This window comes from Neiella litorisoli, assembly GCF_014773395.1.
In the GTDB taxonomy this organism is placed as follows: Bacteria; Pseudomonadota; Gammaproteobacteria; order Enterobacterales; family Neiellaceae; genus Neiella; species Neiella litorisoli.
This window is the reverse complement of sequence record NZ_JACXAF010000006.1, coordinates 1-24,111: the sequence shown is the minus strand read 5'-3', so window position 1 is coordinate 24,111 and position 24,111 is coordinate 1. Positions and strand designations below refer to the sequence as shown.

Here is a 24,111-nt window from a genome sequence, read left to right as displayed (position 1 = left end):
ACATGACACAGCGCAATAGCCATCTAAGCTGGCGAGAGAAACTTGGCTACGCCGCCGGCGATGGCGGTTTTAATTTTTTCTGGAAAAACATCGAAGTCTATTTGCTGTTCTTCTACACCGATGTCTTTGGTTTGCCCGCAGCGGCCGCAGGCACCATGTTTCTGGTCACTCGTATTATCGATGCCTTTACCGATCCGGCGATGGGGTACATGGCCGATCGAACCGAGACCCGCTGGGGTAAGTTTCGCCCTTATTTGCTGTGGGGTGCTCTGCCATTAGCCGCAGCTGCCGTACTGACTTATACCACCCCAGACCTTGATTCCACCGGCAAGTTGCTTTGGGCTTATGCCACTTACATCACCATGATGGTGGCCTACACGCTGGTCAATATCCCTTATTCGGCCATGCTCGGAGTGCTCACTGCCAATCCGCAGGAACGCACCACGCTGACCTCACTACGCTTTGTTGCCGCGTTTAGCGGCGGTGTCATTGTCACTTGGGGCACGCCAAAACTGGTTGAAATACTTGGCGCCGGCAATGCACAACTCGGCTGGCAGCTCACCATGGCCGTCTATGCCGCGATTGCCTGCATGCTGTTTTTCATCACCTTTATCAGCACCAAAGAGCGCGTAACCTGCCCGCCACAAGACAGCAACTTTGCGCAGGACGGCAAAGACTTGCTCAGCAACGGGCCGTGGCTCGTGCTGTTTTGGTTAGGCTTGGTGGTGATTATCACCATTTCCCTGCGCAACGCGGCCAGTGCTTACTACTTTAAATATTTCGTCGAACGCCCCGACTTGATGGGTAACTTTTTAACCGCCTGCATGATTGCCTATGCCATAGGCGCCGCAGCAACGCCGCTATTGACCCGTTATTGGGATAAGCGAACCCTGTTGATCTGGCTAATGACGGCAGTCGGCGTGTTATCCGGCGTCATGTACTTTCTGCCAGCAAACAGCATTGGCCTGATCTTTTCCTTCGGTGTCCTGATCTCGTTGGCTCTCGGGCCAAAATCGCCATTGGTTTGGAGCATGTATGCAGATACCGCTGACTACTCGGAGTGGAAGAACAACCGTCGCGCCACTGGGTTGATTTTTTCGTCTGCTACCTTCGCCTTAAAACTAGGCGGCGCCGCCGCCGCTGCGGTAATAGGTTGGTTGCTGGCAGCCATGGGGTACCAAGCGAATAGTCAGCAATCGGCAGAATCGACCGAAGCCATTGTTTGGTTAGTCACCCTGATCCCCGGAGCCTTTGCTTTGCTAGCAGCTTGGGTGGCCAGTCGCTATTCCCTCAACAGCCAACAACTCAGTCGCATTCAAAGCGAATTGGAGCAACGCGCATGAACCATAACAGCATGATTGAATTTGCTGCCGATGGCAGCTGCCGCCTCAATAGCCCAAACGCGATGCCACTCGCTGCGGGCTACCTTTGGAATCAGAAAATGATGGTGCAGTACAACTGCCGCGGGTATGTCACCAGCCAGTTTATGCAGCCGGAACCGGCCAAGTATTCCACTGGCCCCAATATTGAAGCGACGACCTTTATGCAGCCTGAGCAGCCCTATTTCAGTCATTACCCAGGGCGCTTTTTCTATCTGCAAGATCTGGTAGCAAAGCAATTATATTCAGCACCTTATGAACCATGCCGAATCAACGCTCAGCATTTTGAAATGCGCTGCTACCAAGATTCAATTCAATGGTTAGTGCGCTATGGCGATATTGAAATTGAACTCACCAGTTGGCTTGGTGATAACGAAGTCGCCGAATTCTGGAGCTGCCAAGTCAGCAATCTCAGTGATCAAACTAAGTCGCTCAAATTAACCCCATATTTCACGGTTGGTTATCTGTCATGGATGAATCAACAAGGCGATTACAGTCCTGAATTAAACGCCATCATCTGTCAAAAAGTAACGCCTTATCAGAAAGTTGAGCAGTATTTTGACAATCAACATTTAGCCGAAATGACGTTTCTTTGGGCCGATCACCAGCCCGACTCTTGGCAAGCCAATCAAGCGGCATTCGAAGGCGAAGGCGGGCTCCATAAGCCCTCCGCGCTGACTCATGAGCCATTGCCCTGCCAGCCAGCTATTTATCAAACGCCTGTCGCAGCGATGCAATATGAGTTTGAATTGGCGCCGGGCGAGCGCTCGGCGTGCTACCGATTTGCTTTTGGCGCGGCTAAAACAACAGCTGAAATTGCCAGTAGAAGCAAAGCTTGGGCCGATGCGAAAGCGCCACGCAATGCAGGCTCTAGCGCAACAGTTCGTTCATTTCAAGTTGACATGCCTTCCTCCTGGTTAGCCAATCAAATCAATCACTGGCTTTACCGGCAAGTCAGCTATCATGGCGAAAGCAACCGTCTAACCACCGATCCACAAACCCGCAATTACTTGCAAGACGCCCTCGGCTATTGCTTTGTTGCCCCAGAGCAATGTCGCGCCCGAATCATTACCGCACTGAGCCAGCAGTTCGCCTCGGGACAAATGCCAGATGGTGTCTTGCTCCACCCTGATGCCAAGCTCAAGTACATTAACCAAGTCCCTCACACCGACCATTGTGTGTGGTTGCCAATGCTGGTTGAAACTTATTTGCAAGAAACCAATGACTATCAGTTGCTTGACGAAATAATCGGGTTTGCTGATAGCCAACAGTCAGTGTCAGTCGCTCAGCACATCAGCTTGGCGATGGACTGGCTTGATGCTCAACGCGATGAACGGGGTTTAAGTTACATCGCCCAAGGCGACTGGTGCGATCCGATGAACATGGTCGGCTATCAAGGCCAAGGCGTATCGGCTTGGCTTACCGTTGCCAGCGCCTATGCTTGTCAGCTTTGGGCCGATATTCTGGTCAATGCCTCGCATCACCAATTGAGCCACCGCTATCAGCAACTCGCCGACTCATTTCGTCAGTCATTTAATCAACATTGCTGGGATGGCCAATGGTTTGTTCGCGGCATCAGTGACAACGGCACCGCATTTGGCTGCGCAACCGACACCGAAGGCCGAATATTCCTAAACCCGCAAAGTTTTGCATTTTTGGCAGGCGCCGCCGATCCGCAGCAGAAAGCCAGCATGATCGCCGCGATTCAGCAACACTTAGCCACCCCATATGGCTTACAGATGTTGGCGCCGGCCTTTACTCACATGCATGAGCATATTGGCCGAGTGACCCAAAAATTCCCCGGCTCAGCGGAGAACGGTTCGGTCTATAACCACGCGGCGGCATTTTATGTGTATGCCCTGTACCTCTCTGGTGAAGGCGATTTAGCGTTTCAATACCTGCAGCAGATGTTCCCTGCCGATTGTGATGAGGACTTAATGCGCAGGGGGCAATTACCGGTGTTTGTACCCAACTACTACCGTGGCGCATTTGAGCGATATCCCGAGCACGCGGGGCGTTCCAGTCAGCTATTTAATACCGGCAGCGCCGCCTGGATCCACCGCATCGTGGTGCAATGCTTGTTCGGATTTACCGGCAATCAACAAGGGGTGCTGTTAACTCCGCAATTACCAAGTAGCTGGCAATCGGCTCGTTTAACCCGCACTTTCCGCGGCGCTCACTTTGACATTCGTTATCAACGCACCAATGATGTTGCCGATGTGACGTTGCATTCTGTACAGAAGCCCGCAGGGCAATCCGCACAAGCGACCATTGTCGGACAACAAATCAGCGCAATTGAAGCCGGTCAACACTATCAAATCGAGGTCATATTGCCGCGATGACAACACCACAACTCATCATCATCATGGGCGTTAGTGGCAGTGGTAAAAGCACTTTGGCCGTCAAGCTAGCCAATGCTCTTGGCTATAACTTTGTTGAAGCCGATGATCATCATAGTGCCGCCAACAAAGCCCATATGGCCGCTGGTAAACCACTCACCGATGCCATGCGAGAACCTTGGATTGAACAATTGATCAAGCACATTCGCCAGCATCACCAGCAGCAACAATCGGTGGTACTGGCTTACTCGGGCTTGCGTCAACAACACCGCGCTAAATTCAGACAAGCGTTTCCACAACTCAACTGTTTGTTTTTAGAGGTAGCCAAAGGCCAATTAATTGAGCGAATGAATCAGCGCAATGCTCACTTTATGCCGGCATCCTTGCTGGATTCACAATTTGAGGCTCTTGAGCCATTTGCTGCCGAGGAGAAAATTACGCTGTTAGACGGCGCGAAAACGCCAGATGCGTTACTAAAAGAAGTGTTGAAATGAGCAACAGCCTCGAATAAGGCAAGGGCCCAATGCCCTTGCCTAAGCTGCAACTTAATAATTGGCAACTTATTGGTTGGCAACCTGGTGGAGATGCACATCCTGCTGCGGGAATGGAATCGAAACACCTTGCGCATCAAAGGCTTTTTTGACCGCTTCGATGGTATCAAAGTGAACGCCCCAATAATCTTCAGCGTTAACCCACAGGCGCACGACAAAGTTCACCGATGAATCAGCTAACTCGCCGACTTTGATAAAGGGCTCCGGATCTTGATGAACCCGCTCATCGGCGTTGACAATTCCCAGAATAACCTCACGAGCCTGATCAATGCTATCGCCATAACCAATACCAAACACCAGATCGACGCGGCGCTTCTTTTCAATCGAAAAGTTCACCAACGAACCGGTGGAAAGCGGCGCATTCGGAATGATGATGGTTTTGTTGTCTGGCGTTTTTAGCACAGTAACAAAGATTTGAATATCGCTGACCGAACCTGTGTAGCCTTGCGCTTGAATGACATCGCCCACTTTGTATGGTTTAAACAGCAGAATAATCACCCCGCCGGCGAAATTCTGCAAAGTTCCCGACAGCGCCATACCAACGGCTAAACCAGCGGCACCAAGCACTGCGATAAACGCGGTCATTTCGATGCCAACCATGGTGGCAACCGAGATCACCAAAGCAACTTTCAGCAACGAACCGAGCACGCTGCACAGAAAGCCCCGCAAGGATACTTCAATATCCTTTTTGGTCATCGCCAAGTCCATCAAGCCAACGATCTTTTTAATCGCCCACAAGCCGACCCATAAAAATACAATCGCCAGTAAAACCTTGGGCAAATACGCCATGGCCAAACTGATCCCTTCGTTCACATACTCTTCCATTCGCTTTCCCTCTATTTTCATTGCGAAATTTTTTAAGCTTTTCAAAGGCTAGCTCAAAGCCTATTAAGCAGCAAAATATACTTATCGGAAATTCCTACCGATTTTCCTCAATCATTATGACAAAGGTCTGTGACAACAGTGATTGGCGCTTGGTTGTTGCCAACGACAAGGGCAGTTACAATCGCGCCAAACTTTAGCCGCCATCACTGCCAGCCTATGCCTTCAAACGTCATACTCGGGTTACTCAACCCCAAAAGTGCCACCAATGTTGGCGCCGTATTGCGCGCGGCAAACTGTTATCAAGCCAATGCCATCCGTTACACCGGCCACCGCTGGGAGCGCGGCGCTAAGTTTCATACCGACACCAAAAATGCCGCGCAACATTTCGATATTAAGAAAGTTGATGATGTGCTTGCCGACTTAACTAGCGACATTCAAGTGGTCTGTGTCGATTTAATTGAAGGGGCCACCCCGCTACCGGCATTTGAGCATCCGGCAAACGCCATTTACCTATTTGGGCCAGAAGACGGTTCAATTCCGCAAGCATTGATTGATCGTGCCGACGCGGCCACTTACGTGCCGACCATCGGCTGCATGAACTTGGCCGCCACCGTCAATGTGGTGTTGTATGACCGTTTAGCCAAACGCGGCATGGCAAGCACCATTGCCGAACAGGGCGATGGGCTGATCCGAGCGAGCCGAGATCGCAATAACAATACCCGAATCGGCTAATGTCAATCGGTTAGGGTGACGCTATTGGCTTGCTCAAAGTGCCTGAGCAAATAAGCGATAAATAATTTCATTCGGGTCGAGTGTTCAATCCGTTGCGGATACACCAACCACACATCGCGCGCCTCAATCTGATAGTGGCTAAACAGCCGCTGCAGTTTGCCGTCAGCCACATGTTGGGCGAGCAAATGCTGCGGCGCTCGCACCACCCCATGGCCTGCAAGACTGGCTTCAATCAACACCCCATAGTCGTTGACCGCAAAACCGCCATGGGTGTCGATGATCCTGACGTCGTCCCCTGCCCCACGCCGCGCATGCAAACGCCATTGCCGCCAGGCTGGATGCGACAAGCATTGGTGATGAAGCAAATCTTCCGGCTCGGCAAGCGCGCCATAGCTTGACAAATAACTAGGCGCAGCACAGATCCAGTGTTCGTAGTGAGTGAGCTTTCTGGCAATCATGTTTTCCGGTGGCTGATCGGTGACTCGAATGGCCAGATCGTAATTACGCTTGGCTAAATCCTCCAAACGATTACCGACATCAATTTCAAACTCCACTTGCGGGTAGTCGTTGCGGAATTCATTGCACACCTTCATCAAGTAAGTCGAGCCAAAAAATGCCGGTGCGGTGATTTTTAACAGGCCACTGACAGACGCATCGCTGTGGCTCAAATCGCGCTCCATATCCACCAGCTTCTGATTGATGTCGAGCATCTGACGCAGCACTCGTTGCCCTTCGGTGGTCAATCGCACTTTACGAGTTGAGCGGATCAGCAACTGGGTTTTCAACTCACTTTCCAACTGATTAATCTGCTGCGACAGATAGCTTCTGGAAATATCCAACTGCTCTGCTGCTTTCGAAAAGCTCAGTAGTTCAGCGACCTTAGCGAACAGTAATAGGCGCTCCACTCGTTTATGATGTTTGGCCACTGGTAGCCTCTGGGATTGAATTTTGGCTCAAAGATTGGAAGATAATAACTCACTAACAACCCTTTATTGTTTGATATAACAAACTGTCATTTCAATTCTGCCTATTTTTCCCAAATCCTGAACTTCTATAATGGACTGCTGAAACTTCCTTTCTGGCAATCCGCGGGAGCAACCAATGCAATACCGACGCCTAGGCCAAAGTGGCCTGCAAATCAGTGAATTAAGTCTTGGATCTTGGGTGACATTTGGCAAACAAGTGGATCTCGCCGATGCCAAAAACATCATGGCTCACGCCTACGATGCTGGGATTAACTTTTTCGATAACGCCGAGGGCTATGAAGCTGGCGAATCTGAACGCTTAATGGGTCAAGCCATTGCCGATTTGGGTTGGAGCCGCGATAGCTACGTTGTTTCCAGCAAGGTGTTTTGGGGCGGCGATAAGCCCACTCAGCGAGGCCTGAGCCGTAAGCACGTATTTGACGCCTGTCATGCCGCGTTAAGCCGCTTACAAGTGGATTATTTAGATCTTTACTACTGCCATCGTCCTGACATTGATACCTCGATATACGAAACCGTGCGCGCCATGCACGACTTAGTGAGTCAGGGCAAAGTCATGTACTGGGGCACATCGGAGTGGAGCGCGCAACAAATCACTGAAGCTTGGGCCGTCGCCAAAGCAGAAAATTTGATTGCGCCGGTCATGGAGCAACCGCAATACAACATGTTGCATCGCGACAAAGTCGAAAGCGAATTTGCCCCGCTTTACCCACTGATGGGCCTAGGAATCACTAGCTTCTCGCCTCTCGCCAGCGGCTTACTAACCGGCAAATACCTCAATGGCGTGCCGCAAGACAGCCGCCTTGCGCTGCCCGGTTATGAATGGCTTCGCGACATGCTGATGGGAGAAAACAATAAACTCGAACAGATCCGCCAGCTCAATGATTTGGCCGGCTCGTTGGACATTCCACTGCATCATTTGGCATTAAATTGGTGCCTTGCCAACGCCAATGTCAGCAGCATTATTCTTGGGGTGTCGAAATTGGCACAGCTCGAAGATAACTTGCAGGCGGTCACTCTCGCCGACCGATTAACGCCTGAAGTGATGACTCAGATTGATGACATTCTGGCCAACAAACCAGCAGATCCGGTTCGTTGGTAGCCTAACGAAATTGGTATAAAGGGCATCCTTGCGTTAACTTCAAAGGTGCCCTGCCATTGCCGTTGAGGATCCGTCATGCAAGCCGTTAGCTACTCACCTGAACACGATCGATTTCAACTCGGCGAACAAGCCCAACCGCAACTCGAAACCGAATTTGATGTATTGGTCGCCGTGCAAGCGGTTGGCCTCAACCCAGTTGATAGCAAAATCAACTTGTGGCAAGGCATGGTTGCAGGCATGACCGATGACTTTGTTGGTGGCCTCGATGTTGCCGGCACCATTGTCGACGTGGGCGCAGCGGTCAGCTGCTGGCAAGTTGGTGACAAGGTGCTCTATCACGGCAATATGCGCCGCCATCATGGCGGTTTTGCGCAATTTGCCATTCACGACAGCCGTACCCTCACGCCATTACCGAATGTCGCACCGGAAGTGGCAGCGGCAACGCCATGTGCGGCTTGGACAGCGTGGCGCGCGTTGGAAAAATTATCAGCCCGAGGCGCCGACAGCATTCTTATTACCGGAGGCTCCGGCGGTGTTGGTAGTTTTGCCATTCAACTGGCAAAACACTTCGGCATTGGCCAAATCATCACTTCTTGTTCGGCCGCCAATCATCCCTATGTGCAATCGCTGGGGGCCGATATCGCCATTGATTATCATCAGCACAATGTCGTCGACGCAATTATGCAAGCGACCAATCAGCAAGGCGTGGCCATCGCTCTCGATTGCGTCGGTGGTGACAATGAAGTGCAATGCGCCAACAGCTTGCGCTTTGATGGCCAATTGGTGGAATTGGTTCAGACCTGCGAACCAAGCAAATACCAAGATGCCTTTCTGCGCGGCATTAGCTGCCATCAGTTGAGCTTAGGTTCGGGTCATGTGCATGGCGATTTCGGCCGCAACAGTATTGTTACCGCTGGTTTGGCCGTCAATCAGCTGCTGGCCAACCAAACCATTGCGGTACCGAAACTAACCACCTTAAGTCTTGCTGAAGTGCCGGCGGCATTAATGGCCATGAGAGAGCAACGAACCGTCGGAAAATTAGTGGCCTTGATCGATTGAAACAGGCCACTTGATGACGCTCCCGAGCTGTAGTAACTGCTCGCGAATTAACTCTTTTTCAGGACACTACGTGACTGATAAATGGCGTTCACACAAGCTTCACCCAAACGCATACAACGCTCTGGCGACCAGCCTTGCTCGTAATCCGGCGTCTCAACAGTGTCTTTAAATGGCATTTCGAGCGTCATCGCCAAACAATCAAAGCGCTCGGCGATGTTGTTGGTACAGACGGTCATGTTGGCCTGACCCGGCTGATCTTTGTCATAGCCAAACTGGGTTTGGAAGTCGGGGCTCGCTTTGACTAATTCAGCTTGGAAGTGGTCGAGCTGCTGCTGCTTGAATTCATTCCAACTTGGAATGCCCTCGGCACCAGCAATAAAGTTGTATGGCAAGGCTTCATCACCATGGACGTCCAAGCACAAATCGACACCGGTTTGCTTCATTCGCTCAAGTACATGGAATACTTCAGGACTGCGCTCTAGGCTCGGCTCCTGCCACTCACGGTTGAGGTTGGCACCGGCGGCATTGGAGCGAAGATGGCCACGGAATGAGCCATCTGGATTCATGTTTGGCACCACGTAAAAAGTCATCTGGTCGAGCAATTCACGAGTCACCGGATCGCTGTTGTCCAACATTCGCGCTAAAAAGCCTTCCATCCACCATTCAGCCATGGTTTCACCTGGGTGCTGACGAGCAATCACCCAGCATTTGATCTTGCCATCGCGCTCATCACCAATAGTCAGCAAATCCATATCGCGACCATCTACCGTGCTGCCAAGCACTTCCACTTCACAATCGCCGGTATCTGCGGCCCAAGCAATCAAGTCTTGATGGCGTTCCATCGAATACGGCGCAAAGTAAGCAAAATAAATGCTGTTCAACTCCGGCTCATGATCAATGATTAATTTGCCATCTTCAAAACGGCTGTTCACCCGAAACCAATTCTCGCGATCATAAGACGCGACCGCCCGATAATCATGCCAACCTTCAACATAAGAGCACTCACCTGCGTTCTCGATCACCAAGCGGCACTGTGTATTCGCAGCCCCAGATAAACGAAAATGAAACCACTGCAAAAAGTCAGCAGCGCCATCTTTGACAATGCGGAGGCGAATGTTTTGTGGATCTTGGCAGTCATGGCATTCGATGTTGCCACTGTCGAAGTGACTGGAGATACGGATCATGAAAGTCTCTCTTGTTGTTGAGTGGAAGGTTGAGTGGGAGGCCGAGCCTGTTGCCGTCGAGTATAGACGGCAAATGACGGCGACAAAACTGAACTCGATTGTGCCACTCAAATGGACGCTGTAAACCGCTTTGGCGGCATTGTTTAGCGCCCTGATGCAAACAACAATTTACATCGCTTTGGCTGTTGTCATTAATGGCGACTGGTAACCAGCGAGTTTGCCCTGTAGCAAGGGGTTGTCGAGCTCGATCACCCGACGTTGAGAAAGGTTAAGCTGGCGAACGGGAAAACCGTAATAGTCATCGAAACACTGCGCTAGCACCCCATTACGCTCAATCTGCTGCAAACCGGTCCGAATATGATCAGCAAGATCGAGCTGATCAGGAGCGACATAAAATACCAGTGGCAAGGGGTAATAAAGCATCAAGGTGGGTTCAATCATCAACTCAGGATCATCGCCAACCATGTTGTGGTAAACATCTAGCACCTCGTTGGCGCCGAGCGAAACGTAATCAAATTCATCTCGTTTCAAACGCGCAAATACTTCCTCAAAAGAACCACGCTCCACTACCTGACAACCATTGGCTCGGAGTATTTCGGCATCAGCCCAAGTAGCCGGAATACCGGCCCGAAGCGGTTTGAGATCAGCCTGTTCCCCCACCTTGGCAAAGCGCAGGCACTGCGCACGCTTAATGATGAGCAGCCTCAATCCCAGCAACCCTTTGGCAATTGGCTGGTCAATGACAATCTTGGCGCGACCAGCAAATTTGCTATTGCCCGCCACTGTCACCGTGACATCGGCAAAGCCACTGAGCACACTGCCCTCATCCTCGGCTTTGGGGAAATTGGTGACATCATTGTTGATATGCCACGGCTGACGATGCCAAGTACGCACCACTTCAGTCAGTACTTGCAGCTCATATTGCTGACGAACAACGGATTTATTGCCATTCCAAAACGTTAACTGGTACACAAGTAAGGCCCTTTATGAGAACCATTGAATTTTATGTAAGCGCTTACAGATCGCAATAATCAACATCCAATTGTTTGACCCAGAGCGCATACCAATCAGTTAATTTGGCTGGCTAGCTGCCAATTATCCTGTCCCAACAGCAATTGGCGGATTTGCTCAATATTTTCATTGAGCCGCAATAGCTGGAAAGTCACCATTAAATCAGGTCCAGTCAATGTTGAGGTGAGTTGTGATAAGCGTTGCGATAACTCCCGATGGTCGCCCTGAGAGCCCACCAACGGCTTACTCAGCAGTGCGCCTTCGAGTTGCTCAAGCTGTTGCGCTAGACGCTGCCCTATTTGTGCAATCAAAGGTAAAGCGGTAGCGGAGTTAATCGAGCCCCGGTGGGAGGCGAGCGCCGACAGATAAGATAAATATGCGTGTAAGCGGCCAGTTAACAAATACAGCGTGGTGGCTTCTGATTGTTTCGTTCGAGGCTCTGCCAGTAATGCCTGCCAGTGCTCAACCAGCGCCGCTTCGCTGACGTGAGCATGAAATCTAGCCAAGCGATACGGTTCGTCTTCGAGCCGTTGCTGACTCAGATATTGCTGAAAAATATTGCTCTGATAGGCGCTGAGCGCTTTGATACTAGCGGCCACCACATGTCGCGAACGCTGCTGCAACCAATCTGGCCAGAGGTAACGTAAAGCCAGATAGACCAAAGCGGCAGCACTCACGGTAATTAAAATCCGTTTGATGAATAAAGCCTCGGCATCGAGACCATAGAATTGCAGCAAAATCGCAACGTAGACCGACACACAACCAACAGCAACGGAATAGCGTTGCTGCAAATACCAAAAGAATACGAACTTGGCGATCACCGCAATCACGATCAGCGCTGCGGCAGGTAATGCCAACCAATACAATCCCGTCGCTAGGGCAATGCCTGCCAGCGTGCCGGCAATTCGCTGTAACAAACGCTGTTTGGTTTCAGAGAAAGTCGGTTTAGTGATAAACAAGATGGTCAGCAGCAACCAATAGTTTTGGCTATCGGCCGGCAGCATTTGAATCACCCCGTACCCCACGACCATACACAACGCCATTCGCGTGGCATGGCCAAACAAAGGGGTCCCCGAATTGACACACAGGCGCCAGTAGTCACGCCACTTCAGCTTGCCCTGTTCAGAGAACAAAAAGTCTTCTTTTGGAAACGGAACTTGGCGCTCGGTTAACTCCGCCACTTTGGCTAAGTTAGTGAGTAAATACTTCAGCTGGCTGCCACATTGAGAGCTGAATACCTGCCGGCTGGCCAGTCGCTCGACGCTCGATTCCAGTTTCGCTAGCTCGTCAGCGACAGCATCATGCATTTCATAATGTTGCTGGCCGCGGTAACGCGGTTGTCGCAAGATCCGCTTCGATAAACCGACCATGACCCGCTGAATGCGGGCCGGTAATGAGGTGTCCGCTAATTCCTGGCGCAGCTCCTGATAGAGCAAATGGGAAGAGCTCAAGCGCTCTAGTAAGACTTGTGCTTTGAAAAATTGCGCCAAATAGCCCGACTGATGATTAGCCGAAGGGTTTTGATTTTGCCGGACAATCAGCTGCTGTCGCACATTCGCCAACGCTAAGGAAGCTTGCGCGCCAATTTTCGCCAATCGCAAGCGCAGCTCAGCAGGATCAGTGGCATCATCAAAAAAACGTGCTTTTAACAACTGGTACTTGGCCAATGTTGAGAACAACTGGCGGCTGTCATGCTCTAGATCGAAATTGGGCATGACAAAATGAACCAGGCTGGATAGTACAAAGTAGCTTAGCGAGCCGCCGACCAACATCACGGGCAACCACTCAGGTTGCTGATGGTGGTTGTAGCTCAGCATAGTGAACACCGCCGTGTTCAAGGCGCCAAAGCTAATTCGGCCAAATCGAGGGCCAAATGCGCTGGCCATCAGCAGCATGTAGGTCGACACCCCAAGTCCCACCACAAACAACCAGGGTAAGTGGTAGAACGCAACCACCGACGCTGACGCAAGGCCAAAGCTAACGAGCATCGACAATAGCGTAATGCCGCGTCTGGCATATTGGCTCGGATGGTCCGATAAAGCGGCCGCGGACACGCCCATCGACATGGCGCTCATCATCACCAAGTTATCGTGCAACAAGCCCCACAACAAAAATCCAGCAGTCAGCAAACTGGCTTTTATCGCGGCAATAAACCACGGCGAGCGGGTTGATGGGGGAGAAAAATACGCCATTGGCCGACTACCAAACCTCCAGTCCTGAGCGAGTCTTAATAACATGACATAAAAATGTGATCTATGTAACACAAATACACCACAAAAAAGTGAGGTCATTCATCAGTTCTCACCATAACCCGTTAAGTGAATGATTAATTTTCAAAATGTGACATCGCTATTCGACTTTCCGCGCTGCTCAGCAATTAATTAATAGACACCCCGTATTGTTGGTCATTCGATGACAAAGATTTGTTACCGCCATTTCACCCGTGCTGCGTTGGCCTTGCTTGGCTTGGCCATACCATTTACGGCCGCCGCCGCTGACTCCGAGCAACTGCGCTATTGGCCCATGCTCATTGGCCTATTTGGTGGCTTAGCCTTGTTTTTGTATGGATTAGACAAAATGTCTGCGGCATTAAAGCGAGCAGCAGGCGACCGCATGCGAACCTTGCTGGCCAAGCTCACCACCAACCGAGTCATGGCCACCCTGACCGGTACAGGGATCACTGCCATCATCCAGTCATCGTCGGTGACAACGGTATTGCTGGTTAGTTTTATTTCTGCGGGTTTGATGTCATTGACTCAAGCCGTTGGCGTCATCATGGGGGCCAATATCGGCACCACAGTCACCGCCCAGATCGTTGCATTTAAAGTCACCAAGGCGGCCATGGTGATGGTTGCGGCAGGCTTTTTGATTCAATTCACTGCCAAGAAGGAAACCATTCGCCACTACGGTGACATGCTATTCGGCTTGGGATTGATCTTTCTTGGCATGAACATGATGGGCGATGCCATGGCACCACTGCGCAGCTATGAGCCGTTTATCAATACCATGACCCATATGGACAATGTCTTTATCGCTATCGCATTGGCTGCTACTTTCACCGCCTTAGTGCAGTCATCATCAGCCACCACCGGTATTGTCATTGTCGTGGCTGGGCAAGGATTAATCCCTTTGGAGACCGGCATTGCGCTGGCCATGGGAGCCAACATTGGCACTTGCATCACTGCCGTGTTAGCGGCAATCGGCAAACCGCGAGAAGCCGTACAAGCAGCGACCGTTCATGTCGCCTTCAATGTCATTGGTGTATTGATTTGGATACCACTGATAGCCCTACTGAGCGACATTAGCGTGGCGATATCACCAGCGCACAGCAACCTCGAGGGCGTTGCTCGCAGTGCCGCCGAGATCCCACGTCAAATCGCCAATGCCAATACCTTGTTTAACGTCTTCAATACCATTGTCATGCTGCCATTTGCTGGGGTATTTGTGTGGTTTGCCCGCAAGGTGGTGCCGCACCAGTTAAAAGCGGAGAAGAAATCGATTCGTACCAAATATCTGGCTGAAGAATTGCTGCAAACACCCGATCTGGCGCTCACTCAGGCGCATCTGGAATTAGGCCGAATCGGCCGCCGCGTGTGTAACATGGTCAATATGCTACCGCCTTTGTCTTGCAGCGCTTTGGATGCCGCGAGAAAACAGGCGCTACGAGAACAACTGCAACAGATTGAAGATATTGAAGAAGAGGTCGATAGGCTCCACGGAAAAATCCTCGCTTACCTGGGTAGGCTCCGCCTAGAGCCGTTATCAGACACCCAAAGCGCCCACCAGATTCAGTTAATTAGCATTACCGATCAACTTGAAAGCGTTGCAGATTTGGTGGTGGATACCATGTTGCCGTTGGCATACAACGCACTAAATCATGATTTGGTGGTCAGTCCGGTAATGCGCAACACTCTGGATCAGGCCCAAGAACGGGTCAATGAAGCGTTACTGAATTGCGTCAACGCGGTGCGCCGTAACGACAGAGATCTGGCTACGCGAGTATTGCGAGCGAAGCGAGAGTTAAATTCGCTGCTCGAAACCGTACTCGAACATCAAGCCCAACGCTTGTCGGATCAAGACGGTAAGCGATTACAACTGTTTCATTTGGAAATGGAGTGGATTGATGCGTTAAAGCGGATTTACACCTTGAGCAAGCGCATCGCCAAGCTCCACCTACGTAAACGGGATATTCGCCAGGTTAAGCTGTAGTACTTAGCTCTGTTGATAATTCACCTTTCTCAGATAGCAAAAAGCCGACCCAAAGGTCGGCTCATTGCGTTGGAAGTTATGGCCATTATGCGACCGCAACATTTCCTTCGGCTTCTTCTTGGTCTTTCGCTGCGCGTGCTCGTTTGATGTAGCTCATCATCATCAACGAGGTTGCTAACGCAACAACAAAGGCACCAGCAAAGATGTACAAGGTTAGCTCGTAAGAGCCGGTCAAGGTGTGCAGGTATGCGTTGATTTGCGGACCAGCCAAACCAGCGGCAGCCCATGCAGTCAATACGTAACCGTGAATCGCACCCAGCTCTTTGGTACCAAACAGGTCGCCAATAAATGCTGGCAATGTTGCGAAACCGCCACCGTAACAGGTCAAAATGGTGTACAGCACGATTTGGAACAACAACACACTGGTGATGTTTGGCAAAATCATGAAGGCCACGATTTGGATTAGGAAGAACGTCATGTACGTCTGACCACGGCCCAGCACATCTGAGAATGATGCCCAGCCAATCCGGCCTAGACCGTTAAAGAGTGACATCAGACCAACCACAGCGGCCGCTTCTGCTGCGCTCAAACCAATGCTTTCTTGCGCCAATGGCGACGCGGAGTAAATCACCCCGATACCGCAAGAGATGTTGATGAACATCATCACCCACAAGCCCCAGAATGGACCAGTTTTAACTGCTTCGTTGGCCGTTTGTTGCGACAAATCGTCTACTTTCTTCTGTTTGCCAGACTCGATGGCCTCTTTCATGTGAGCAGGCATCCACCCTTGTGGTGGGCGCTCAAGATACAGCGCAGAAGACATCATCACCACGATGTAAACCACACCCATGATGAACCAAGTGTTGGCAATACCACCGTTTTGCACACCGAAGTATTCAATGATGAAGTTAAATACAGGTGCACCAATCATGGCACCAAAACCAAAGCCCATGATGGCCAGGCCGGTTGCTAAACCACGACGGTCAGGGAACCATTTAACCAGCGTCGATACCGGTGTGATGTATCCAATACCAAGACCAATACCACCGAGCACACCGTAACCAAGCCAAATGATGTAGAGATTCTCCATGGCCGCGCCGAGACCCGCTACCAGTAAGCCGCCACCAAAGAAGCTGGCCGACAAAATACCGGCTTTACGAGGACCATGCTTCTCAACAAAGTGGCCCATGATGGCCGCAGCCATACCCAAGAAGAAAATAGCCAAGCTGAACGTCAACGCAATTTCGTTGTTGGTTGCAGTCTCAATCAGTTGACCCAATGGCTTTTTAAATACGCTGAACGCATACACAGAGCCAATCGAAGCATGAACACCTACCGCCGATGCGGCAATGAGCCAGCGATTTTTCATTTGTTATCTCCAGATAAATTTTGTTAATGGCACTTTATATTGGTTGCGATTTTGTTAATTGACGGTGATCAATAAGTCGTCATAGCACTTCAATCATAGTGATTTTGTGCTTGGTAAAGTCATTGATGAGCCGAGAGGAACGGATTTGGCGGCCGAATAAGCACCCAGAAAAGCAAGCTTCATTAACATATAATTAACAAAGAGCTATTTATGAGCGCAATTCTTGTAGCATCCCTGATGGGAAACAACAGACCTGGTCTGTTAAAAGATCTTGCGGCGAAGACCCATGAACTCGGTGGCAAATGGCTCACCAGTAAGGTCAACCACCTCGACGATCAGATTTCAGCCTTAATCAAAGTAGAACTGCCGCAACCTCAAGTTCAGCCCCTCAAAGACATCTTTAATAACGAGCCCGCAATATGCGCGGTATTTTCCGAAGGAGAGCCAACACCGCCACCAAGCTCCATTGTCGAAATGGTGGTTGATTCAAGCGATAGAGCCGGCATCGTCAATGAGATCACTCAGGTATTAGATTCCGAGAGTATTGAGTTGGTCGATATGGATTGTCAGCGCATTGGCGTTGCTGAATTAGGCCGCAGCGTCTTCACCGCGCGTCTGATGTTGAAAGTACCAAACAGCCGAACAAGCGAAGAGCTTGCCGAAGAGCTGGAGGGCATTGCCGAAGATATGGTTGTTACTGTGGTGTAACCGCTACCACTGATGGTCACAAAAAAGGGAGCAATTGCTCCCTTTTGGTGTTGTTGCCCTGATGGTGGTTATGCTTTAAACAGCGATTCCACCGACAGACCATTTTTGCTGAGCACATCGCGCAGGCGTCGCAGTGCCTCGACTTGGATTTGGCGAACTCGCTCTCGGGTCAGACCGATTTCTGAACCAACATCTTCCAACGTTGATGGCTCATAACCAAGCAGGCCAAAGCGGCGAGCCAACACTTCCCGTTGTTTGGGATTCAAATCTTCCAGCCAACGAACAATGTTGCGCTGCATATCTGAATCTTGCAGGCGCTCTTCAGGGCCAGCGTCGTTTTCATCAGCAATGACATCGAGCAGCGCTTTGTCGTTACCACCACCGATTGGCGTGTCGACCGAGCTGATTTTCTCGTTTAGCCGCAGCATGCGGCTGACATCTTCAACCGGCTTATCCAATTTAATGGCGATTTCTTCAGCGGTTGGCTCATGGTCAAGCGACTGCGCCAGTTCACGAGCAGTCCGCAAATAGACGTTTAATTCTTTCACCACATGAATCGGCAGACGAATGGTGCGGGTCTGGTTCATAATGGCCCGCTCAATGGTTTGGCGAATCCACCAAGTGGCGTACGTTGAAAAGCGGAACCCACGCTCTGGGTCGAATTTCTCAACGGCTCGGATCAAGCCTAAGTTGCCTTCTTCAATCAGGTCTAACAGCGTCAGACCGCGATTGTTGTAGCGTCTGGCAATTTTCACCACCAGTCGCAGATTACTTTCGATCATCCGCTTTCTTGCTCGCTCATCGCCTTTGAGCGCACGGCGGGCAAAAAATACTTCTTCGGCAGCGGTCAATAGTGGCGAGAAGCCGATTTCGCTTAAGTAAAGCTGAGTGGCATCGAGGTTTTTTTGTAAATCTTGTTGTGTGACTTCGTCGCTTAATAGCGATTCTCTACCTTTGGAGTTAGTGCGTTTTAATTCTGCTTCTGATGGTTCAAACGCCTGTTCTTGCTCGTGGATGTCATCTTCTAAAGTGACTGCCTGTGCTTCTTGAGTCATACCCATTCTCCCAACCTTATATCCCTATGTATTTTTGTAGTGCTACCTTGCATACGGAGCCCCCGCTCCAACAGACCGCCCTATTTAGGTAGATATTTCGTGGGGTCAACCGGCTTTCCTTTGTAACGAATTTCAAAGTGCAGCTTGACCGAATCGGTCCCCGTACTACCCATATTGGCAATCAATTGACCAGCCTTAACCCATTGTCCTTCAGTGACACGAATGACACTGTTATGGGCATAAGCGCTGAGGAATTCGTCGGAATGTTTGATGATGATGAGTTCACCATAACCACGCAGTCCAGACCCGGCGTAGACCACCTTTCCTTCAGCAGAAGCGGTTATAGCTTGACCAAATTTACCTTTTATATCAATGCCTTTAGAGCCAAGGGAGGATGCCGAAAACTGTCCCGACACGGTTCCTTTGGTGGGCCAAAGCCACTGTTTAACACGTCCATATGGGCGCGGTTTGGTCTGAGCCGTACTGCTTCTTTCTTGACCAGCCTTGACTTGACGATATCCCTGCGAGGAAGTCGAGTCAACGTCATTTTTATGACGACTGTCTATGTTTTTTAGTTGGTGAGTTGAAGTATTTGACCGATCAGTCTTTTTTCGACTAACAGAGGAATTATTAGATTTTCCCCGCAGTTTTAATGTCTGTCCCGGAAAAATTGTATACGGCGGTTTTATATCGTTAATTTCTATCAGATTTTTGTAGTCTTGGCCGGACGCCCAAGCAATGGAAAAAAGCGTATCACCCGACTTCACTTGATAGCTAGAGGCAGTAATTTTGGTCTGATACTGTTGCGAATAATCTTTTGTGATTGATCTCACAGGGGCAGGATTTTGTGATTGGCTGGCACAGCCAACCAACCCCAAACACCATATTAACCATAGTAATGTTATGGCTTTCAGTGAGTTCAACAAGATCTCCCGCCAACGTTTAGTGCTTGAGCACCAAGTACAATGCCACGCCAGCTGCCACAACCAACCAACCAAGCACTTCAACATACTGTCTTAATTTTTGCTCCATTGCGGCGCCGCCCCATACCATGAGCCCGGCAACCAAGAAAAACCGCATGCCCCGCCCCACTGCAGACGCCAGCATAAAGGGCAAAAAGGCCATACTGAGGACCCCAGCGCCGACCGTGAACAGTTTGTAGGGTATTGGTGAGAAGCCGGCAATGAACACCACCCAAACGCCATATTGTTCAAACCAATCGACCACTAAGTTGAACTTGTCCATTTTGCCCATCGATTCGAGCACAGGAACCACCAACGGATCGAACAATAGATAGCCGAGCAAATAGCCCAATGCACCGCCAATAATGGAGGCGATTGTGGTAATGGCGGCATAGCGCCAGGCTTTTGCCGTTTGCGCCAACGACATAGGCGCCAGCATGACATCGGGCGGAATGGGAAAAATAACCGATTCGGTAAAACTAAGAGCGGCGAGATAAGACGGCGCATGACGGTGCTGAACTTTGGTCATCACCCAATCATACATCCCTGTGAATATCTTCATGCTAAATCTCCGGGCACCAAAGGTACAAAGCGAACGGCTTCAATCACTTGTTCTGAAAATCCGTCTTCGTGTCGGTCGATAATGTACAACGCTTGCTGCGCTTCGCCAACCGGGATCACCAATCTTCCGCCAACATTCAACTGCATTTTCAGCGCTTCGGGCACTTGTGCTGCTGCAGCGGTAACAATAATGGCGTCGAATGGCCCTTTACTTTGCCAGCCTTGCCAACCATCACCGTGACGTAAAGACACCCCATGCAAATCAAGTTGAGTGAGGCGTCGCCGCGCTTGCCATTGCAGCGAGCGAATGCGCTCAACGCTAAACACTTTGAGCCCCAGGGCAGCAAGGATCGCAGTCTGATAACCCGAGCCGGTGCCAATTTCAAGTACCGACTGTGGTGCGGTTTGCAGCAGCAGCTCGGTCATGCGAGCAACAATATAGGGTTGCGAGATGGTTTGTCCTTGGCCAATCGGCAATGCCGTATTCTCATAGGCTTTGTGGCCCAAAATCGACTCGACAAAATGCTCTCGTGGCACCATGGCAATCGCTTTTAGCACTGCCTGATCGTTGATCCCTTGCTCCTGCAGTAGGTTGGCGAGGCGCAGTCCATTCCGCGACATAGCGTTCAATTGTTTCATCATTCCAGTGTTAATTGGCTCGCCCATGCTTTGAGCGCTGGTAGTTGCCGATGGGCAGTCAAGTCGACCTTGATCGGCGTAATCGATACATAACCATTGTCAATGGCATGAAAATCAGTGCCTTCACCGGCATCAGCTTTTTCACCCGGAGGACCAAGCCAGAAGATTTCTCGGCCAGCAGGATCGGTCGTCCGGATCATGTGCTCCGCGCGATGGCGGCTGCCAAGTCGAGTGACTTTAAAACCGCGCAATTGCTCAAACGGTAAATCCGGCACATTGACGTTAATAATTTGGTCCGATTCTAGCGGTGACTTGATCAGTTGGGCAACCACTTGAGCGGCCACTTTGGCTGCCGTGTCATAGTGTTTAGGCTCCCGAGCGCACTGCGATACAGCAATCGCCGGCAAGCCGAGAAAACGGCCCTCTGTGGCTGCTGCGACAGTACCCGAATAAATCACATCATCACCAAGATTGGCGCCAGCGTTAATACCACTGACCACCAAACTAGGCAGCTCTGGCAGTAATTCGTTAATCGCCAGATGGACGCAGTCTGTCGGCGTGCCTTTGACCGAGACATAGCCGTTCGCTAGCGTTTGGGTGCGCAGCGGATTTTCCAAAGTCAGCGAGTTAGAAGCGCCACTACAGTTGCGATCGGGCGCTACAACCATCACTTCAGAAACACCTACCATCGCCGATAACGCTTGCTCTAGCGCGGCGATTCCCGGCGCCTGCACGCCATCATCATTACTCACCAAGATCTGCATGGGCACTCCCTGAAACATCCTGATAGGACACTAATTCGCGAAGAATACTGGTTGCGAAGGAACCAGACGGTAACACAAAGCTGATTTTGACACCTTCCTCAACGTGCTCAATTCGACCATGTTCAGGTTTCAGTAGTAGCGGCCTTAATGCCAGTTTCAGCCGCTGTGCCACCAAACCTTGAGCAAGCTCCGGTTCATCGTCGATCACGCTTTGGACTAACTGGCGGTAGTCATCTTGTAGGTTGTCGAAGCCCTCGCCCCACAATGGTGCGGTCAACTGAACATCGCCTGATGCTAAGCGTTCTGGCAAATCAGCCTCGCCTTGGTACATAAAATGACTGCGGCTACCGGCTAACATCAGCATGTCGCCGCCGATCAAGGTTTCTAATTGTTGCTCAGCGACTCGCTTGCTCACGATGCGGTTAAACAACCAAGAGCGCGCTGAAGATAAAAACAGCCCCTGCAAATGACGTTTGAATCGCTTGCCAGCAAATACCTGTTTGGCCTTATCAATATTGCCAAAGTCATGGCCAAAGCGTTGCTCGCCGAAATAATTAGGCACCCCAGCGGTAATTTGCTGCCATCGTTCAATCACCGCCTGAGGATCGCTTACCTCGGTGAGTAGCAGCTCGAATCGGTTTGCCAGTAATACCGCCGGTCGGAGCTTTTGCGAATGGCGATGACCAGCGATGATTTGAATATCATCTGATTCAAGCTGGGCAAAATCAGGATCCGGCTTGCCGGGTAGCTGCACTGACAACCATTGTTCGGTTACCGCATGCCGGTCTTTTAACCCAGCATGGCTGACATTGCGCTCTGGAACGCCAGCCCATTTGGCTACTTGCTTGGCTAAATAGTTAGTATTCATGCCGCGCTTGCGGATGTTTAGCCAAAGGTGTTCGCCAGTGCCATCGGGCTCAACCCGAATCAACTCTTGCACTTTAAAGTGCTCTGGCTGTTGACGAATCACGGCCGTTTCAGCTGGCTTGCCAAATCGGTAAGCCAATTGGTCGAGGGAATAGTGCTTCATAACTCGATGACTATCGTTGCAACAAGACAACCGCGTGGGCAGCGATTCCCTCTTTGCGGCCGGTGTATCCAAGCTTTTCGGTGGTCGTCGCTTTGACGTTGACCTGATTCAAGCCGCATTTCAAATCATCAGCCAAATGTTGCTTCATTTGTTCAATGTACGGCGCCATCTTTGGTGCTTGCGCCACAATGGTGGCATCTAAGTTGCCGATGACGTAGCCGTTTTGCTCGGCCTGCGCAAAACACTGGCGCAATAATTCGCGGCTGTCGGCGCCCTTAAACGCATCATCGGTATCGGGAAAGTGATGACCAATATCGCCCAGTGCCATGGCGCCCAAAATCGCATCACTGATCGCATGGAGTAACACGTCACCGTCGGAGTGAGCCAGCAAGCCTTGGTCATGCTCAATGGCAACGCCACCGATGATCACCGGGCCTTCGCCACCAAATTTATGAACATCAAAACCATGGCCGATACGAATCATGAAAGCTCCTGGGTTAGGTAAAAGCGCGCCAGCGCCAAATCTTCGGGGTGAGTGATTTTAATGTTATCTGCATGCCCTTCAACCAATAGTGGCTGTTGACCAAGCCACTCAATCGCAGAAGCTTCGTCAGTTACTGTGGCGCCTGCCGCTAGTGCCTGCGTCAAGGCATCAGCGAGCAGAACGGCAGGAAACATTTGCGGCGTTTGCGCATGCCATAACGCATTGCGATCCACCGTTTGCGCAATCTGGCGACTGCCAGTTGCACGTTTCATGGTATCTCGCACCGGAACCGCCAAAATACCGCCTTGGTTGGCATTGAGCGTAGTGGCAATCAGCTGAGAGAGATCGGCCGCTCGCAAACAAGGTCTGGCCGCATCATGAACCAGCACCCAATCGGCATTGCATTGCTCAATGGCGTGACGAATGCCGGCCAGTACCGAATCCGCTCGTTCTTTGCCGCCGTGGACCAGATCAACCGGTTTGTCAGTTGGCCACTGGATATCGGCGATGTAAGGATCAGTTGCCGAGACCGCGACAACAGCGCGAGTCACTTGCGGATGTGCGAGCACTTTCATCACGCTATGCCACAGCACAGGCTGCGCATCGATTGTTAAATATTGCTTGGGACAATCAGCCTGCATCCGCGAGCCAACACCCGCCGCGGGAATGACCGCCACCAGATTGGCGGCGTTATTCATGAATCTGGTTCCTCCAGATCCTGATAAATTCGATAGAACACTTCATCTTTTCGGATCAGCCCCAGTTCGTTGCGAGCTCGCTCTTCAACCGCATCGAGGCCACTTTTGAGATCGCCAATTTCCGCATATAGCAGCTCATTGCGCCGCTTGAGTTTTTCATTGGTCAATTGTTGCTCAGCCACCCGCTCGGTTAGGACAACATAATCAGGCATGCTGTTACGACCGAACCAAAGTCGGTACTGCAGCAGCACAAGCAAGATCAGCAATATAGGGGTAACAAAACGCATGTAGCAGGCGGTTCGATTAACTTTGGCTGTATTATGCGAGGTTGCAGAAGGATAGCCAACTGAAAAAGTAAAAACCCCGCCGAGGCCTGTCTCTTGATCACATCTCAGAGCTCAAGAGACTTGGCTAGCTCATAGCCTTCAAGGATGGTTTGTAGTTTGAACCATCCTTGCCACAATCGC

General features: G+C 50.8%; 23 protein-coding genes. 8 read left to right on the top strand and 15 right to left on the bottom strand.

Going from position 1 to position 24,111, the window contains the following annotated elements; all coding sequences use genetic code 11:
* Positions 1-2: 2 nt before the first annotated feature.
* The 3 genes from IC617_RS05730 to IC617_RS05720 are packed head-to-tail and all read left to right on the top strand — an operon-like array spanning position 3 to position 4,212.
* Positions 3-1,343 carry an MFS transporter gene (locus tag IC617_RS05730; protein ID WP_191144029.1) on the top strand — a complete coding sequence of 447 codons (1,341 nt, stop codon included), beginning with the start codon at positions 3-5 and terminating at the stop codon, positions 1,341-1,343.
* Positions 1,340-3,721 (top strand): GH36-type glycosyl hydrolase domain-containing protein, encoded by a 2,382-nt coding sequence (locus tag IC617_RS05725; RefSeq protein ID WP_224745829.1) that lies wholly within the window; start codon positions 1,340-1,342, stop codon positions 3,719-3,721. The genes IC617_RS05730 and IC617_RS05725 overlap by 4 nt, the downstream gene beginning before the upstream one ends.
* On the top strand, positions 3,718-4,212 hold the full coding sequence (locus tag IC617_RS05720) for a gluconokinase (protein ID WP_191144028.1): 495 nt from the start codon (positions 3,718-3,720) through the stop codon (positions 4,210-4,212). The genes IC617_RS05725 and IC617_RS05720 overlap by 4 nt, the downstream gene beginning before the upstream one ends.
* A 66-nt stretch (positions 4,213-4,278) precedes the next feature.
* Here the strand turns inward: IC617_RS05720 and IC617_RS05715 are convergent, their stop codons facing one another.
* A complete protein-coding gene (locus tag IC617_RS05715; RefSeq protein WP_224745828.1) occupies positions 4,279-5,094 on the bottom strand; it encodes a mechanosensitive ion channel family protein in 816 nt (271 codons plus the stop codon).
* A 216-nt stretch (positions 5,095-5,310) separates the two neighbouring features.
* Between IC617_RS05715 and IC617_RS05710 the strand changes: the two genes are divergently transcribed.
* Positions 5,311-5,826, top strand: coding sequence for an RNA methyltransferase (locus IC617_RS05710; RefSeq protein ID WP_191144026.1), 516 nt, complete (start codon positions 5,311-5,313; stop codon positions 5,824-5,826).
* A 2-nt stretch (positions 5,827-5,828) separates the two neighbouring features.
* Here the strand turns inward: IC617_RS05710 and IC617_RS05705 are convergent, their stop codons facing one another.
* Complete coding sequence (locus IC617_RS05705) at positions 5,829-6,752, bottom strand: LysR family transcriptional regulator (protein ID WP_191144025.1); 924 nt, start codon at positions 6,750-6,752, stop codon at positions 5,829-5,831.
* Positions 6,753-6,927: 175 nt separating this feature from the next.
* Here IC617_RS05705 and IC617_RS05700 point away from each other — a divergent pair, with 175 nt between their 5' ends.
* The gene (locus tag IC617_RS05700) at positions 6,928-7,911 is read left to right on the top strand and encodes a potassium channel beta subunit family protein (RefSeq protein WP_191144024.1); all 984 of its coding nucleotides are present in this window, start codon (positions 6,928-6,930) and stop codon (positions 7,909-7,911) included.
* Positions 7,912-7,986: 75 nt separating this feature from the next.
* Positions 7,987-8,970: a zinc-binding dehydrogenase gene (locus tag IC617_RS05695; RefSeq protein WP_191144023.1), complete on the top strand. Its 984-nt coding sequence runs from the start codon at positions 7,987-7,989 to the stop codon at positions 8,968-8,970.
* Positions 8,971-9,017: 47 nt separating this feature from the next.
* Here IC617_RS05695 and IC617_RS05690 read toward each other — a convergent pair whose 3' ends face one another.
* From IC617_RS05690 to IC617_RS05680, 3 genes are all read right to left on the bottom strand, one after another.
* Positions 9,018-10,151 (bottom strand): M14 family metallopeptidase, encoded by a 1,134-nt coding sequence (locus tag IC617_RS05690; RefSeq protein ID WP_369410373.1) that lies wholly within the window; start codon positions 10,149-10,151, stop codon positions 9,018-9,020.
* A 171-nt stretch (positions 10,152-10,322) separates the two neighbouring features.
* The gene (locus IC617_RS05685) at positions 10,323-11,126 is read right to left on the bottom strand and encodes an ABC transporter substrate-binding protein (protein ID WP_191144021.1); all 804 of its coding nucleotides are present in this window, start codon (positions 11,124-11,126) and stop codon (positions 10,323-10,325) included.
* A gap of 95 nt (positions 11,127-11,221) precedes the next feature.
* On the bottom strand, positions 11,222-13,357 hold the full coding sequence (locus IC617_RS05680; RefSeq protein ID WP_191144020.1) for an FUSC family membrane protein: 2,136 nt from the start codon (positions 13,355-13,357) through the stop codon (positions 11,222-11,224).
* Between the two features lie 220 nt (positions 13,358-13,577).
* Between IC617_RS05680 and IC617_RS05675 the strand changes: the two genes are divergently transcribed.
* A complete protein-coding gene (locus tag IC617_RS05675) occupies positions 13,578-15,374 on the top strand; it encodes a Na/Pi cotransporter family protein (RefSeq protein ID WP_224745827.1) in 1,797 nt (598 codons plus the stop codon).
* 85 nt (positions 15,375-15,459) lie between these two features.
* Here the strand turns inward: IC617_RS05675 and IC617_RS05670 are convergent, their stop codons facing one another.
* Positions 15,460-16,743 (bottom strand): L-lactate MFS transporter, encoded by a 1,284-nt coding sequence (locus tag IC617_RS05670; RefSeq protein ID WP_191144019.1) that lies wholly within the window; start codon positions 16,741-16,743, stop codon positions 15,460-15,462.
* A 210-nt stretch (positions 16,744-16,953) separates the two neighbouring features.
* On the opposite strand from IC617_RS05670, the gene IC617_RS05665 reads away from it, so the two are divergent.
* Positions 16,954-17,451, top strand: coding sequence for a glycine cleavage system transcriptional repressor (locus tag IC617_RS05665; RefSeq protein ID WP_191144018.1), 498 nt, complete (start codon positions 16,954-16,956; stop codon positions 17,449-17,451).
* Between the two features lie 68 nt (positions 17,452-17,519).
* Here the strand turns inward: IC617_RS05665 and rpoS are convergent, their stop codons facing one another.
* The 9 genes from rpoS to ftsB all read right to left on the bottom strand — a co-directional run bounded on the left by rpoS (position 17,520) and on the right by ftsB (position 23,931).
* Positions 17,520-18,506, bottom strand: a complete 987-nt coding sequence (gene rpoS, locus IC617_RS05660) for an RNA polymerase sigma factor RpoS (RefSeq protein ID WP_191144017.1) — start codon at positions 18,504-18,506, stop codon at positions 17,520-17,522.
* Positions 18,507-18,586: 80 nt separating this feature from the next.
* Positions 18,587-19,429: a peptidoglycan DD-metalloendopeptidase family protein gene (locus IC617_RS05655; protein WP_224745826.1), complete on the bottom strand. Its 843-nt coding sequence runs from the start codon at positions 19,427-19,429 to the stop codon at positions 18,587-18,589.
* 19 nt (positions 19,430-19,448) lie between these two features.
* Positions 19,449-20,030, bottom strand: a complete 582-nt coding sequence (locus tag IC617_RS05650) for a YqaA family protein (RefSeq protein WP_191144015.1) — start codon at positions 20,028-20,030, stop codon at positions 19,449-19,451.
* Positions 20,027-20,659 (bottom strand): protein-L-isoaspartate(D-aspartate) O-methyltransferase, encoded by a 633-nt coding sequence (locus tag IC617_RS05645; RefSeq protein ID WP_191144149.1) that lies wholly within the window; start codon positions 20,657-20,659, stop codon positions 20,027-20,029. Before IC617_RS05645 ends, IC617_RS05650 begins: the two co-directional genes overlap by 4 nt.
* Positions 20,660-20,667: 8 nt before the next feature.
* Positions 20,668-21,432: a 5'/3'-nucleotidase SurE gene (surE, locus tag IC617_RS05640; protein WP_191144014.1), complete on the bottom strand. Its 765-nt coding sequence runs from the start codon at positions 21,430-21,432 to the stop codon at positions 20,668-20,670.
* Positions 21,413-22,462, bottom strand: coding sequence for a tRNA pseudouridine(13) synthase TruD (truD, locus tag IC617_RS05635; protein ID WP_191144013.1), 1,050 nt, complete (start codon positions 22,460-22,462; stop codon positions 21,413-21,415). Before truD ends, surE begins: the two co-directional genes overlap by 20 nt.
* Positions 22,463-22,472: 10 nt before the next feature.
* On the bottom strand, positions 22,473-22,946 hold the full coding sequence (gene ispF / locus IC617_RS05630; RefSeq protein ID WP_191144012.1) for a 2-C-methyl-D-erythritol 2,4-cyclodiphosphate synthase: 474 nt from the start codon (positions 22,944-22,946) through the stop codon (positions 22,473-22,475).
* Positions 22,943-23,644, bottom strand: a complete 702-nt coding sequence (gene ispD, locus IC617_RS05625; RefSeq protein ID WP_191144011.1) for a 2-C-methyl-D-erythritol 4-phosphate cytidylyltransferase — start codon at positions 23,642-23,644, stop codon at positions 22,943-22,945. Before ispD ends, ispF begins: the two co-directional genes overlap by 4 nt.
* Complete coding sequence (gene ftsB, locus IC617_RS05620; RefSeq protein ID WP_191144010.1) at positions 23,641-23,931, bottom strand: cell division protein FtsB; 291 nt, start codon at positions 23,929-23,931, stop codon at positions 23,641-23,643. The genes ispD and ftsB overlap by 4 nt, the downstream gene beginning before the upstream one ends.
* Positions 23,932-24,111 lie beyond the last annotated feature (180 nt).